The sequence below is a fragment of the Streptomyces sp. NPDC055749 genome (assembly GCF_053617235.1).
Genome location: NZ_JBSHFH010000032.1, coordinates 32,895 through 45,051, shown reverse-complemented (window position 1 = coordinate 45,051; position 12,157 = coordinate 32,895). Strand labels below are relative to the sequence as shown.

Here is a 12,157-nt window from a genome sequence, read left to right as displayed (position 1 = left end):
ATCGTCATGAGGATCCCCATGCCTTCCACTCCGCCCCGCCCGCGCGCCCTGTTCGCCATGGGCCGCCCGCACCGCGACGCACTCTTCCCGCCGGCCGCGGTCCAGCGGCTGAGCCGGCACGTCGACATCGATCCGCATGTTCTCGCCGAGGACTTCGGCCGCGTACCGGACCTGGCGGCCGTCGAAATCCTGATCACGTCCTGGGGATGCCCCCCGCTCGACGACGCCGTTCTGGCCCGCATGCCGGCGCTGAAGGCGGTCGTGCATGCCGCGGGGAGCGTCAAGCACCATGTGACGGACGCGTGTTGGGACCGTGGACTCGTCGTCTCCACCGCAGCCGCCGCCAACGCCGTACCCGTGGCCGAGTACACGGTCGCCGCCATCCTCTTCGCCAACAAACGGGTGCTGGAGATCGGCGGGCTCTACCGCGAACACCGGGACGTCCTGGACTGGGCGGCGCACTACCCGGGCTTCGGCAACTACCGCAGGACCGTCGGTCTGGTGGGCGCTTCCCTCGTGGGACGCAGGGTGCTGGAACTGCTGCGCCCCCACGACTTCGACGTCCTCCTCGCCGATCCCCACCTGGACGCCGCGGCTGCCGAGTCGATGGGCGCCCGGCTCGTCGGACTCGACGAGATGCTGGCCGTCTGCGACGTCGTCTCGCTGCATGCCCCGGCTCTGCCCGAGACCCACCACCTGCTGGATGCCCGCAGACTGTCGCTCCTGCGGGACGGCGCCACACTCATCAACACCGGGCGGGGCTCGCTCGTCGACACCCGGGCCCTCACCGCCGAGGCCGTGTCAGGACGCATCCACGCCGTCCTCGACGTCACCGAACCCGAGGTACTGCCGGCCGAATCGCCGCTGTACTCGCTGCCCAACGTGCTCCTGACCCCGCACATCGCCGGCTCGCTCGGCGGTGAGCTCCAGCGCATCACCCGCAGCGCCCTGGACGAGGTCGAACGCTACTGCGCCGGGCGGGAGTTCGCCCATCCCGTACACCGCGCGGCTCTGACCATCTCGGCCTGATCCCCGCGAACAGCGCGGTGCCGATCACCGTAACCGCCCTGCGCGCCAGAACCCCGGAGTGCCAGCATGCCCCAGACCGGCCATCTGTCGGACATCCTCGTCTACACCCGTACCACCGGCTACCGCCACGAATCCATCCCCGCCGGGCAGGCGGCTCTGCGCGAGCTGGGCGAGGCGCACGGCTTCACGGTGGAAACCTCCGAGGACCCCGCGGTCTTCACCGACGCTTCCCTCGCGGGGCGCGGTGCAGTGGTCTTCCTGTCCACCAGCGGCGAGGTCCTCACCCCGGACGGGCAGGCGGCGCTGCGGCGCTGGATCGGGGACGGCGGCGGCTTCATGGGCATCCATTCCGCCGCTTGCACCGAGTACGACTGGCCGTACTACGGCGAGCTGCTCGGTGCGCGCTTCGCCGGACACCCCGACGTCCAGCCCGGCACGGTGCTGGTCGAGCACCGGAACCATCCGGCGATGGCCCATCTGCCGCCGCGGTGGGAGTGGACCGACGAGTGGTACGACTTCCGGAGCAACCCGCGCCGCCCCGGCGTACACGTCCTCGCCACGATCGACGAGTCCGGCTACGAGGGAGGCGGCATGGGCAGCGATCACCCCCTGGTGTGGTGCAGGGAGTTCGACGCCGGCCGCTCCTTCTATACGTCACTGGGCCACGCGGACGAGGCCTACACCGACCCTGCCTTCCGCCACCACCTGCTGGGCGGGCTGCGATGGGCGGCTGGTGCGGCAAGGCCCGAATGACTGCTCACGAGGTGTCGAAGGGCGTCGGTAGTTCCACGCGCAGGGTGAGTCCGCCCGTGGGATTCGCGGTCGCGGTCACGGTTCCGTGATGGGCGGTGGCGATGGAGCGGACGATGGCCAGGCCCAGGCCGTGGCCCGAGCGGTCGCTGCCGATACGGGAGTGCGCCCGGTAGAAGGGTTCGAACAGGCGCTCCACAACGGTGGCATCGACGTGCGGGCCGGTGTTGTTCACTTCGACCACTGCCTTCGCCCCGTCCCGGAAGACCGCTAGGTGGACGCGGCCCGATGCGGGCTCGTTGTGGGTGAGGGCGTTGTCGAGGAGGTTGAGCAGGAGCTGTCTCAGAAGGGTGGAGCTGCCCGTTACCTCGCAGTCGATCTCGGTGTCCACGCCGAGGCGGATCTCCTTCGCCTCCGCTTGTGCGGCCCGCGCGGCGATGGCGTGTTCGGCCAGGTCGGCGAGGTCCACAGGAGTGGGGTCGAATGCCGCATGGTCCGAGGCGGCGAGGTCGAGCAGGGCCCGCACGACGCTGATGTTGCGTTCGTTGGTCTCCTGGAGCATGGGGGTGAGTTCGGTGAGCTCCGTGCCGGTGGGGTCATCGGCGGCGATCTGAAGGATGGCCCGAGTGGTGGCCAGCGGGGTGAGCAGTTCGTGGGAGGCGTTGGCGGCGAACCGCTGGTGCGCGGTGAAGGATTGCTGAAGGCGCGCCAGCATGGTGTCGAAGGTGTCGGCCAGCTGTTTGAGCTCGTCGTCGGGGCCGTGGGCGTTGATGCGTTCGGTCAGATCGCCGTCCGCCGCCTTCGTCGCGGCCTCGCTGATGGTGTGGAGTGGGGCGAGCAGCCGCTTGGAGATCAGCCAGCCGGCACCCAGACCGACGGCCATGACCAGGACCACACCTCCGGCGGACACCAGCAGGACGGTGTTCCAGACGTCTTCCTTGCTGGAGATACCGCCCAGGCGTTCGGCTTTCTCGCCCTGCACGAGTGGTGGAGCGGGGCTCGCCGAGGGAAATGGCCCGGTGGTCGGAGCGGGGGACATGGGCCGGGAGGTGGCGTTCGGCACGACGACGGTCGTACTGAAGTCGTATGTGGGCAGAAAGCGCATCCCGATGTAGATGATTGCGACCATCAGCGCGGCGCACGCACCGAGGGCGATGCCGAATCCGAGGAAGAGCCGGCCGTGGATGCTCAGTGAACGCTGTCCCGGCGCGTGCCTCAGGGGCCGGCGCGGGCGTCTCACTTGTTTCCCAGGTAGTAGCCCGAGCCGATGGCGGTGTGGACGAGCTGGGGTTCGCCGAGCTTCTTGCGCAGGGTGTGCACCACCAGACGTACCGCGTTGGTGAACGGGTCGGTGCGTACGTCCCAGGCTTTGTCCAGAAGGTACTCGGTGCTCAGTACGCCGCCGTCGGCGCGCATCAGCAGCTCCAGGACGGCGAGCTCTTTCAGGGTGAGGCGGATCTCGGTGCCCCCGCGGGTGACGAGGCGGCGGTGCGTGTCCAGACGCACATCGGCGAATTCGAGGACCGGCGCGTGCGCCATCGGGGTGCGGCGGTACAGAGCCCTGAGCCGGGCGACCAGTTCAGGGAAATCGAATGGTTTGGGGAGATAGTCGTCGGCGCCCAGACCGAGGCCCTCGACCTTGTCGCCCAGGCGCGAGGCGGCGGTCAGCATGAGAATGCGGCATCCCAGCCCCATGGCGACGATCCGGCGGCACACCTCGTCACCATGGATTTCGGGCAGATCCCGATCGAGAATCACCGCGTCGTAATCGTAGACCGCCAATTGCTCCAGGGCGCTCGCCCCGTCGTGCACCACGTCGACGGCGATCGCTTCCCTGCGCAGTCCGATCTCAAGGATCCGCGCCATGTATTCCTCGTCCTCGACCACCAGCACGCGCACACGCCACAACCTTTATTTTTCATGAATTCAGAGGGGCCGTCACATCCATTGGATGCGCACTCGGTCCGTCTTATCAGACGGCACATTTGATCCGTGTATGAGACGTCCGGTATGGACCTCTGCATTCAAATGCTCGCCAAAACCCCGTGCTCGTAGCGTGATATGCATGAATCTGTTCAAACGAGCCTGGTGGCGCCTTCGGGCCCATGTGGGCAAGACCGTGATGCTCGTCGGCCTGTTCTTCGTCATCTGCACCCTGGTTCTGTCCGGGTTCCTGATCCAGTCCGCCGCTGCCCGTGCCGCGAACTCGGCCAAGAACAGTGTGGGCGTGGTGGCCACCATGCAGCTGGACCTGAACGCCTACCTAGCCGCCGGGAAGGGCTCCCAGGGCAGCGGCGGGCAGCCCGGCATGATCGGGGCCGACGCCGACCTGCCCCGCGGCCTCGTGGACAAGATCTGCACGTCATCGGTCGTGGCGCGGTGCAACTACACCAAGGACGGTGTCGCAGCCCCCACGGACCAGGTCGAGCTGCATGAACCGGTTCCGGCACCGGCCGGGCAGGACAGCGGCGGTGTGAACTTCTTCAAGGCGGACGGCGTCCGGGACATGGACTCGGTCAAGGACTTCCGCAGCGGCGACTCGAAGATCATCGAAGGTTCCGGGATAACGCCGGACAGCGAGAGCGACATGGTCGTCATCGAGGAGCGGGTGGCCAAGGACAACGACCTGAAGGTCGGCGACAAGGTCGAGCTCAACGCCAACATCCAGAACCCCGACGGCAGACTGACCACCAAGGAAACCGGCTTCACCGTCGGCGGCATCTACAGGAACGACACTGCTGACCCGGGCACGTACGTGCCGCCGATGATGGCACCCTCCAACCAGATCTACGTCACCCCGGACGGCGCGACCCGTCTGGAGGGCAAGAAGGTGGGCTCCGACGGCGGAAACGTCAAGTCGGCCACGTTCACCCTGCACAGCCCCGACGACGTGGACCAACTCAAGAAGGACGCCGAAGCCGCGGGCGCCGACCTGAAGATCTTCCCGATCAGCGTCAACGACAAGCAGTACAAGACCCTGGTCGGCCCGATCAACAAGACGGCGGACTTCGCCTCGCTGACGGTCTGGCTGGTCGCCGTCGCGGGCACCGTCATCCTCGCCCTGATCATCGCCTCGAACATGCGCGAACGCCGCAAGGAGATGGGCATCCTGCTCTCCCTGGGCGAGAAGAAGCCCCGGCTGCTCGGCCAGCACCTGGTGGAAGTGGTCTCCTGTGCCGTCCTGGCCATCGGCTTCGCCGCCGCCGGGAGCCAGGCCATCGCCCAGGCCGTCGGCGACCAGCTCCTCTCCGGCCAGGTCTCCTCCGCCCAGGAGTCCGCCGCCGGCCAGGAACCCGGTCAGGACCGCTCCGACACGACAGGCGGCGCCAACCGCGAAGAAACGCCCGAGGTCGAGCCGATCGATTCCATCGACATCAGGCTCGGCGCGGGCGACATCGGCGCGGTCGGCGCCACCGGCATCGGCATCGCCGCCCTGGCCACCATCGTCCCCGGCATCCGCATCCTGCGCCTCAATCCGCGCCACATCCTCACGAAGGGCGACTGACGTGACCAGCCCGATCCTCCCGATACTCCAGCTCACCGGCCTGGGCCGCACCTACCAGTCCGGCAACAGCCGCCGCACCGTCCTCGAGGATGTCGACTACGCCTTCGAACAGGGCCGGATGTACTCGGTCGTCGGCCCCTCCGGAAGCGGCAAGACCACACTCCTCTCGCTGGCCAGTGGACTCGACACACCCAGCAGGGGCAGCGTCCGCTTCAAGGGCGAGGACATCGCCGACATCGGCCTGGGCCGCTACCGCAACCGCCACGTGGCCACCGTCTTCCAGTCGCTGAACCTGCTCACCTATATGACGGCCGTCCAGAACATCACCTCCGCCATGGAGATCACAGGAGTGAAGGGCGTAATGGGCGGCAACAGGAAGAAGCGCGCCACGGAACTCCTTCGCCTGCTCGGCGTGGACGAAGCCGATCAGCACCGCCGCACCCTTGAGCTCTCCGGCGGTCAGCAGCAACGTGTGGCCATCGCCCGTGCGCTCGCCTGCGAGGTCGACATTCTCTTCGCCGACGAACCCACCGGCAGCCTCGACCAGGACACCGCACAGGGGATCATCGACGTGTTCCGGAAGCTGGCGCACGACGACGGCAAATGCGTGATCCTGGTGACCCATTCCCGCGAGGTCGCAGACGCCTCCGACGAAGTGATCCGCCTCAAACGAGGAAAGCTCATGACGGCATGACACTCACGCTCGCGGAGCGGACCTCTCGGCGATGTCGTTGACTGCCGCCCAGCTGAAGGCCATCGCCGGGCCGATCGTCGCTCCCGGGCCGGGGTAGGTCTCGCCCATGACCGCGGCCGAGCAGTTCCCGGACGCGTACAGACCCTCGATGGCCGTTCCGTCCTCGCGCAGCACGCGTGCCGTGCCGTCGGTGAGCAGGCCGCCCTTGGTGCCGATGTCACCGGGGTGGACGGGGACTGCGTAGTACGGGCCCTTGGTGAGCGGTGCCAGGTTGGGGTTGGGGAGGGTCGGGTCGCCGTAGTAGCGGTCGTAGACGCTGTCGCCGCGGCCGAAGTCCTCGTCGCGTCCGGATGCGGCGAAGCCGTTGAAGCGGTCGATGGTGGCGCGGAGCCGGTCCGCCGGGGCGCCGATCCGCGCGGCCAGTTCGTCCAGTGTGGCGGCCTTCTTGATGAAGCCGTTCTCGGTCCACTTCTTGGGGAAGGGCTGTCCGGGGAAGAGGCCCATGAAGAGGTAGCGGGCCTTGGAACGGGCGTCGAGGATCAGCCAGGACGGGACCGTCGAGGCGGAGTCGTCCGGCCGGTCATGCGCATGCATCCGGTCGACGAACTCGTGGTACGGGGCGGCCTCGTTGGCGTACCGCTCCCCCGCCCGGTCGACGATGACCATGCCCGGGATACCCCGGTCCGCGACCAGGAAGAAGGGCTTCTCGCCTGGCGGGCAGACGGAGGGCGCGCCCCACACCTTGTCGAGCAGGTCGGTCGCCGCCCCGGCCGCGATACCCAGTTCCAGGGCGTCGCCGGCCTGGCCGTCGGAGGCGGAGGTCCAGTCGGTGGAGGTGGGCGCGGGGAGGTACTTCTCGCGCAGCCGCTGGTTGTGCGAGAAGCCGCCGGCGGCGAGGACGACGCCGCCCGTGGCCCGGACGGTCCGCTCCTGGCCGCTGCGGGTGACGCGTACGCCGGCGATCCGGCCGTCCTCCTCGACCAGGCCGGTGAGCGGGGTGTCCAGCCACAGTTCCCCGTCGAGCCTGTCCAGCGAGAAGCGCATCCGGGCGATGAGCGCCTCGCCGAGGGAGAGCAGTTTCGCGCCGGTGGCCAGGGCCTTGGCCGCCCGCAGCCCGACCTTGAGCGAGGTCTTCTTGCCCGCCCAGGTGCGCGCGACCATGTTGAGGAAGCGGAAGTCGTACGAGGTGATGGTGAGCCCGTACGTGGGCAGCCCCGCGCGGCGCATGCCGTGCCGGATGTCTCCTAGCTTCTTGAAGTCGAAGATCTCCGGTTCGATGGAACGGCCCTGCGGGTAGCCGCCGAGCCGCTCGGGGAAGTAGTCGGAGTAGCCGGGGGTGTAGACGAAGCGGACCGCCGTCCTGTCGTGGAACTCCCGGACCATGCGCGGTCCGTGGTCGAGGTAGGCCTCTTTGCGTTCGGCGGGGACGCGGTCGCCGACGGTCGCGTCGAGGTAGGCGCGGGCCTTCTCGCGGGTGTCGCCGAGACCGGCCTCGTCGAGGTGGAAGTTGGCCGGGACCCAGACGGCGCCGCCCGAGAGGGCCGTGGAGCCGCCGTAGGTCCCGGTCTTCTCGACGACCAGGACGCTGAGGCCGCGCAGCCGTGCGGTGATCGCGGCGGCCAGCCCGGCCGCGCCCGATCCCACCACGACGACGTCATAGGTGTGGTCCCATGTGGTGCTCGTCGTGCTCATCCGGATTGTCTCCTCTTCGAGATCAACGATTCGATGGGCATCAGAAGGTCCCGGTGGCGTAGGCGCTGCGGAAGTAGAGCAGCGGCAGTCCGTCCTCGCGGGCGGTCAGCTCCAGCACGCGTGCGGTGACGACGAGGTGGTCCCCCGCCTCGTGGACCTCGTGCAGCGCGCAGTCGACGGTGGCCAGCGCTCCGTCGATGCGTACGGCCCCGTGCTCGGACAGCTCCCAGGACACATCCCGGAACTTGTCCGGGCCGCGCTTGCCGAGCGCCGCGCACGCCTCACGCTGCTCCTCGGCCAGGATGCTCACCCCGAAGCGGCCGGTCTGCCGGACCTTCGGCCAGCTGCTGGAGTTCTTGCCGACGCAGAGCATGACGAGCGGCGGGTCGAGGGAGAGCGAGGCGAAGGACTGGCAGGCGAGGCCGACCGGTTCGCCGTCCGCGTCGACGGAGGCGACGACGGTGATGCCGGAGGCGAAGCGGCCGAGGACCTCACGGAAGTCGGCTTCCTCGTTCAGCCGTTCCACTGGTGGCCCCAGAAGCTGTCGGAGGTGATCTCCTTCGCGACCCAGGTGGCGGGGTCGACGATCAGGCCGTCCCAGCCGTACTCGACCTGGAAGCCGCCGGGGGCCTGGGCGTAGAAGGAGACCATGTGGTCGTTGCTGTGCCGGCCGAGGGTGGAGGCGATGGGAATTCCCGCCTTGTTCATCCGGTCCAGGCAGAAGCCCACGTCGTCGAGGGTCTCCAGCTCGACCATGAAGTGCACGATGCCGGGCGGCAGGGCGCCGGGGTAGAGGCCCACGCTGTGGTGACGGCTGTTAGGGCTGAGGAAGTGCATCCAGTAGAAGTCCTGGCCCGGCTTGCCGGTCGGGACGGCCTGCGGGGGCAGCTTCATGGAGTCACGCAGCTGGAAGCCCATGAGCGTCTCGTAGAAGGCGAGCGTCTGCGCCAACTCGGGTGCAGGGAGCACGACATGTCCGAGGCCGAGGTCTCCGGTGACGAACCGGTTGCCGTACGGGGTGCCGAGCGGGGTGTGGTCCTGCGCCTGCCCCCAGAAGACCTCGACCGGGTTTCCGCTCGGGTCCTCGCAGCGGACGAGGCCCTGCACGCGCCGTTCGGCGAGTTCGGCCGCGGTGCCCGCCTTGACGGGGGTGCCCGCCGCTTCGAGCTCGGCGGCGACCTCGGCCAGGGCGGAGGCGTTGGCCACCTCGAAGCCCGCCGCGAGCAGCCGGTCCTGCTCGCCGGCGACGATCGCGAAGCGGTGCGCGCGGTCGTCGATGCGGAGGTGGAGGACGTCTTCGGTGGAGCCGGGTGCCTCGATCATGCCGAGGATGTCGAGGGCGTAGGTGCGCCACTCGCCGAGCTTGGTGGTCTCTATGCGCAGGTAGCCGAGAGCGCGAATGTCCATGGTGGTCCGAGGCCCTTCAGTTCGTTTCGGATGTCGGGTTACTGGAAGAAGTCGGTGGCGAGGCGGTTGAACTCATCCGCCTTCTCCGTCTGCGCCCAGTGGCCGCAGTTCGGGAAGACGTGCAGCCGCGCGTCCGGGATGATCTTCAGGGCGAGCAGCGCGCCGTCGAGCGGGTTGACGCGGTCCTCGCGGCCCCAGGTGAGCAGGACGGGGTGGGTGATGCGGTGGGCCTCGCGCCAGAGCATGGTGGCCTGCTGCCAGGCGGGGTTGGCGAAGGAGGCGGCCATCCGGGCGTTGCCGAGACGGGCCTCGGGGTCGGTGGCCTGCGCGAATCGCTCCTCGACGATCGCGTCGGTGACGATCGACGGGTCGTACGCGAGAGTGGTGAGGAAGGTGCGCATCTGCTGCCGGGTCGGCTCGGGGCTCATGCCGAACTCGAAGAGCCGCTTGATGCCCTCGGTCGGGTCGGCGGCGAAGAGGTTGACCGAGATCCCGCCGGGGCCCATCAGGAGCAGCTTGCCGACCTTCTCCGGGTGGTTCAGTGCCATCCGCACCGAGGTGCCGCCGCCGAGCGAGTTGCCGATGAAGTGGGCTTGTGCGATGCCGAGTTCGTCCATCAGGGCGGCAACGGCGTCGGCGCTGTAGCTGAAGTAGTCCTGGTCGAGCTCGGGCTTGTCCGAGCGGCCGTAACAGGGCTGGTCGATGAGGAGCGTGCGGAACGACCTCGCGAAATGAGGCAGGTTGCCGCCGAAGTTGGACCAGCCGGAGGCGCCGGGGCCGCCGCCGTGCAGCATGATCACCACAGGGCCGCTCGCAGGTCCCGCCTCGTGGTAGTGGAGCGTGAGACCGGCGGCCCCGGCCGTACGCGAGGTGCTCCCGTAGGTGATTCCGTCGCCGCTCACAGCATCGTGTCCTGGATGTCGAGGCCGAGCGCGCCCTGGCCGAAGAGGACGAGCGCCCGCTCGGGGTCGTTGGCGGCGTGGCCGCGCCCGGTGTGGACGTCGCGCCAGGCGCGCTGGACGACGTTGCCGCCCTTGGTCCGCATGGCGCTGCCGCCCGCGTTCTCCATCAGCAGGTCGACGGCGGCGACGCAGCGCTCGGTGGCGAGTACCTGGTCGCGGCGGGCGCGGGCGCGCAGCAGCATCGGGAGTCCCTCGCCACGTGCCGCGAGCTCGTACAACTCGCCTATATTTCGCATGAGTTGGAGCCAGGAGGCGTCGATGTCGCTTGCGGCGCGCGCGATCCGGACCTGGGCGAAGGGGTCCTCGGCGACCTGCTGGCCGTACGAGATGCGGAACCGTTCGCGGGTCGCGGCGACATGACCCTCGTACGCGCCTTCGGCGATGCCGACGATCGGCGTCGAGATGGTGGTGGTGAAGACGGAGGCGTACGGCAGTCGGTAGAGCGGCTCGGGGTTGATCTCCTGGCCGGGGGTGTTGAGTGCCGTGACCGGGCCGAAGCTCAGCGAGCGGTGTTCGGGGACGAAGACGTCATCGGCGACGATGTCGTTGCTGCCGCTGCCGCGCAGGCCGACGGTGTCCCACACGTCGTCGATGCGGTAGTCGGTGCGCGGGACGAGGAAGGTCCGCATGTCGACGGGCCGGCCGTCGGCGTCCGGGATCATGCCGCCGAGCAGCGCCCAGTCGGTGTGGTCGCAGCCGGAGGAGAAGTGCCAGCGGCCGGTGACCTTGAAGCCGCCGTCGACGGGGGTGACCTTGCTCGTCGGGGCGTAGGAGGAGCAGATGCGGGCGTTCCGGTCCGCCCCCCAGACCTCTTCCTGTGCCTCGGGGGCGAAGAGTCCGACGTGCCAGGGGTGCACGCCGACCACCGAGGAGACCCAGCCGGTGGAGCCGCAGGCTTTGGCGATCTCCTTGACGGCCGCGTAGAACACACGTGGATCGGCGGCGTGACCCCCGTACGCCCTGGGCTGGAGGAGCCGGAAGAAGCCGGTCTCCGCCAGTTCCTTGATCGAGGCGTCCGGCACCCTGCGCAGTGTCTCGGCCTCGGCGGCGCGCTCGCGCAGGGCCGGGGCGAGGGCGCGGACCGCTTCGAGGACCTCTACGTCGCTCATGCGCATTCCCTCTCGGATCATCGTGGACGAGTGCGAGGAACCTACGCTTTGCTGTTTCGAAACGAAATACCTTCTTCCCATTGGGCGGGAACACGTGGCAGGGTCGGCGCAACGTCGGGAACGTGCCCGCAATGTCGCGGCTGCGCGCTGTTCATCCGGGATGATTCCTATGCCCACGCTGTCGCTGCTGGAGAAGGCCGCGAAGGTGCTGGGCGCCTTCGAAGGACCCGAACCCCGGCTCAGCCTCACCGAGGTGATGCGCCGTTCGGGGCTGCCGCGGTCGTCGGCGCACCGCATCCTGGACCAGCTCGTGCAGCTGCACTGGCTGGACCGGGAGGGCCGGGACTACGGGATGGGCATGCGGATGCTGGAGCTGGGCGCGCTCGCCTCGCACCACAACAAGCTGCGCCGGGCCGCGCTCCCGCATCTGCACGCCCTGCACGAGACGACGGGGCATCTGGTGCATCTCGCGGTCCTGGACGGATCGGAGGTCGTCTACCTGGAGCGGATCGGCGGCTCGGACGAGTTGGTGGTGCCCTCGCGGGTGGGCGGCAGAATACCGGCGTACTGCACGGCTGCGGGCAAGGCGATCCTGGCGTTCAGCGATCCGGCCGCGCTGGAACAGGTCCTGCTGGACGGTCTGCGGCCTCGTACGCCGCGCACCATCGTCCGGCCGGTCGCGCTCCGCGCCGAGCTGGCGGCGGCGCGGGACCGGGGCGTGGCCTTCGACCGGGAGGAGAGCTTCCGGGGCATCGCGTGCGTGGCGGCTCCGCTGCGCGGGGCGGGGCGGGCGGTCGCCGCGATCTCGGTCTCGGGGAAGGGCGGCCACCGGGAACTGGAGCGGCTGGCGCCGGTGGTGCAGGGGTGCGCGCGGTCGGTGTGGCGGGCGATGTACGGGCCGGGGCGCGCCACGCGGGCGGCTCCTCCGGCGCCCAGTTACACGCCGGGCGTCTCGGAGCAGGCCATGGACAACATGATGGGCTGGCTGCGGGTCACGGACTGGATGTGA

At 69.0% G+C, this 12,157-nt stretch carries 12 protein-coding genes; 5 read left to right on the top strand and 7 right to left on the bottom strand.

What is annotated here, in order from left to right:
• Positions 1 to 18: 18 nt before the first annotated feature.
• Together ACWGO0_RS23275 and ACWGO0_RS23270 are read left to right on the top strand one after the other, a co-directional pair.
• Positions 19 to 1,029 carry a hydroxyacid dehydrogenase gene (locus tag ACWGO0_RS23275; RefSeq protein WP_453538160.1) on the top strand — a complete coding sequence of 337 codons (1,011 nt, stop codon included), beginning with the start codon at positions 19 to 21 and terminating at the stop codon, positions 1,027 to 1,029.
• A 66-nt stretch (positions 1,030 to 1,095) separates the two neighbouring features.
• On the top strand, positions 1,096 to 1,782 hold the full coding sequence (locus ACWGO0_RS23270) for a ThuA domain-containing protein (protein WP_453538157.1): 687 nt from the start codon (positions 1,096 to 1,098) through the stop codon (positions 1,780 to 1,782).
• Positions 1,783 to 1,786: 4 nt separating this feature from the next.
• Here the strand turns inward: ACWGO0_RS23270 and ACWGO0_RS23265 are convergent, their stop codons facing one another.
• Positions 1,787 to 3,019, bottom strand: a complete 1,233-nt coding sequence (locus ACWGO0_RS23265; protein ID WP_453538154.1) for a sensor histidine kinase — start codon at positions 3,017 to 3,019, stop codon at positions 1,787 to 1,789.
• A complete protein-coding gene (locus tag ACWGO0_RS23260) occupies positions 3,016 to 3,678 on the bottom strand; it encodes a response regulator transcription factor (RefSeq protein ID WP_453538151.1) in 663 nt (220 codons plus the stop codon). The genes ACWGO0_RS23265 and ACWGO0_RS23260 overlap by 4 nt, the downstream gene beginning before the upstream one ends.
• A 166-nt stretch (positions 3,679 to 3,844) precedes the next feature.
• On the opposite strand from ACWGO0_RS23260, the gene ACWGO0_RS23255 reads away from it, so the two are divergent.
• Positions 3,845 to 5,284: an ABC transporter permease gene (locus tag ACWGO0_RS23255; protein ID WP_453538148.1), complete on the top strand. Its 1,440-nt coding sequence runs from the start codon at positions 3,845 to 3,847 to the stop codon at positions 5,282 to 5,284.
• A gap of 1 nt (position 5,285) precedes the next feature.
• Positions 5,286 to 5,978: an ABC transporter ATP-binding protein gene (locus ACWGO0_RS23250; protein WP_453538145.1), complete on the top strand. Its 693-nt coding sequence runs from the start codon at positions 5,286 to 5,288 to the stop codon at positions 5,976 to 5,978.
• A gap of 3 nt (positions 5,979 to 5,981) precedes the next feature.
• On the opposite strand, the gene ACWGO0_RS23245 is transcribed toward ACWGO0_RS23250, so the two are convergent.
• Genes ACWGO0_RS23245 through hsaA form a run of 5 tightly spaced genes read right to left on the bottom strand, consistent with a single transcriptional unit; the run spans position 5,982 to position 11,148 of the window.
• The gene (locus tag ACWGO0_RS23245) at positions 5,982 to 7,670 is read right to left on the bottom strand and encodes an FAD-dependent oxidoreductase (protein WP_453538142.1); all 1,689 of its coding nucleotides are present in this window, start codon (positions 7,668 to 7,670) and stop codon (positions 5,982 to 5,984) included.
• A gap of 40 nt (positions 7,671 to 7,710) precedes the next feature.
• Positions 7,711 to 8,196 carry a flavin reductase family protein gene (locus ACWGO0_RS23240; RefSeq protein WP_453538139.1) on the bottom strand — a complete coding sequence of 162 codons (486 nt, stop codon included), beginning with the start codon at positions 8,194 to 8,196 and terminating at the stop codon, positions 7,711 to 7,713.
• Positions 8,184 to 9,077: a VOC family protein gene (locus ACWGO0_RS23235; protein ID WP_453538136.1), complete on the bottom strand. Its 894-nt coding sequence runs from the start codon at positions 9,075 to 9,077 to the stop codon at positions 8,184 to 8,186. The genes ACWGO0_RS23240 and ACWGO0_RS23235 overlap by 13 nt, the downstream gene beginning before the upstream one ends.
• 38 nt (positions 9,078 to 9,115) lie before the next feature.
• Positions 9,116 to 9,979 carry a 4,5:9,10-diseco-3-hydroxy-5,9,17-trioxoandrosta-1(10),2-diene-4-oate hydrolase gene (gene hsaD, locus ACWGO0_RS23230; RefSeq protein ID WP_453538133.1) on the bottom strand — a complete coding sequence of 288 codons (864 nt, stop codon included), beginning with the start codon at positions 9,977 to 9,979 and terminating at the stop codon, positions 9,116 to 9,118.
• Complete coding sequence (gene hsaA, locus ACWGO0_RS23225) at positions 9,976 to 11,148, bottom strand: 3-hydroxy-9,10-secoandrosta-1,3,5(10)-triene-9,17-dione monooxygenase oxygenase subunit (protein ID WP_453538130.1); 1,173 nt, start codon at positions 11,146 to 11,148, stop codon at positions 9,976 to 9,978. Before hsaA ends, hsaD begins: the two co-directional genes overlap by 4 nt.
• A gap of 169 nt (positions 11,149 to 11,317) precedes the next feature.
• Between hsaA and ACWGO0_RS23220 the strand changes: the two genes are divergently transcribed.
• On the top strand, positions 11,318 to 12,157 hold the full coding sequence (locus tag ACWGO0_RS23220; protein WP_453538127.1) for an IclR family transcriptional regulator: 840 nt from the start codon (positions 11,318 to 11,320) through the stop codon (positions 12,155 to 12,157).